The sequence below is a fragment of the Paenibacillus sp. O199 genome, assembly GCF_001636635.1.
GTDB lineage: Bacteria > Bacillota > Bacilli > Paenibacillales > Paenibacillaceae > Paenibacillus > Paenibacillus marchantiae.
Genome location: NZ_LGRP01000089.1, coordinates 1 through 1,606 on the forward strand (window position 1 = coordinate 1; position 1,606 = coordinate 1,606).

Consider the following 1,606-nt stretch of genomic DNA (forward strand, 5'->3'; position numbering starts at 1 on the left):
TCAGGGGTCAATGCAGCCTGAGAATGGAACAGCTCTATCACGCTTCGGTCAGATGGATACGCCGTATCCGTTGCATTAAATTGATTGAGGATCACGTCCATTTCATTCTCATCAGTAAGTCGAATTTGATCCATAGACACCTCAGGATTCACAACGATTTGGATCAAAGCACTACGCAGCCGTCCCAGAATTCTAGACACCTCTTCCCTGCTGTATCGATGGGTATCATACATCAGAGCGAATTCTAACGTTTCTGCATTCATGGCCAGCAATGTCAACGAATAATTCGTTTGCTCCCTTGCTTCAATCATTTTAAGCATTTCATCCTGCGCTGCTGTTTCAGGCTGGACAAAATAGTTTTCGAACGCCAGCATCGTCTGAATCAGATAGTTTCCTTGCTCATGCAGATTCTGAATATCCGCCAGCGAACAATAATCATGCTCCGAACTTTGCAATGCTTGCTGCTGCAAAGACAGGAGCAGCTCACGCATTGTGGTTTTGGCTTTCGCCTGGACATGTACAGGGATCATATTAATAAACAGGCCAACAATCTCTTCAACATGAGGAAGATTTATATTTCGGCCAGATACGATTTTCCCAAACACAGCCTCACTTGAATTATTATACTTTTGAAGTACGATTCCCCACGCTGCCTCCACCATCGTATTGACAGTTATCCCTAAATGAGAACAAAGGTTTTCAACCTCAATGGTTTCACTCTTGCTTAATCCAAGCTCGACGCGCTCTACCTCTTTGTCAGTCGAATCCGGATTTCCCTCGGGGACAATGCCTGAGGAAGATTCATAATCCTGAAGAAGCTCTTTCCAGTAGCTCAGGGAAGAAGCTTGGTCTTTTGCATCCAGTTGAACGATGTAATCTCCATATGAAGTTGGCACAGACAAGTTTTGTTGCAGTTTATCTTTTGAGGTTCCGTGAAGAATAGACGTGTAAAAATACAACAAGTCTTTAACAAGAAGAGACATACTCCAGCCATCCATAATAATGTGGTGGAAAGTGAGTACAAGCCGCGTATCTTTTTCACGAAAATCCACTAATACTGCCCGAAGCAGGCTGTCATTTTCTAGATCGAACCCCCGCTCAACATCACTTCTCTTTACTTTTCCCCAAGCATGAGAGCTTTCTGGATCATTCCTGAGGTCAAGATATGAGAACTCTACGTTTTTGTGCTTCAGCAGTACCTGACGAGCTATACTGACCTGTGTATGAACGATACTTGTACGCAATACATCGTGCTTGATTGTCAATAATTGAAAACTTTCTTTCAATGCCTCAATGTCAATTATTCCTTCCATCTGATAGACAACCTGAACAACATAACTAGTAGAGGATGGTTCAGATACTTTATGGTACAACATACCTTCCTGCAGTGAGGTAAGAGGATAAATCCGTTCCAACTCGTATCCCTGACGCTGGATCTTAAGCATTACACCATTCAATTCTTTCTGAGTCCAGGTACGTTCTCCGAAGTCAGAAGGGGTATGCTCCGTTTCGCTTCTGGAAACACAATGCTCAATGAGCTCAATAAGCTTATGCATGAACGCTTCGGCTAAAGTATGCATCTGACGGTCATCGCATGCTTCGCGTT

The 1,606-nt window shown here is 43.4% G+C and carries 1 protein-coding gene; it reads right to left on the reverse strand.

The annotated features are described in order from the left end of the window. Window positions 1-1,606: condensation domain-containing protein (locus tag A6049_RS32220; RefSeq protein WP_240321614.1), on the reverse strand; the 1,606-nt coding region annotated here is incomplete at both ends.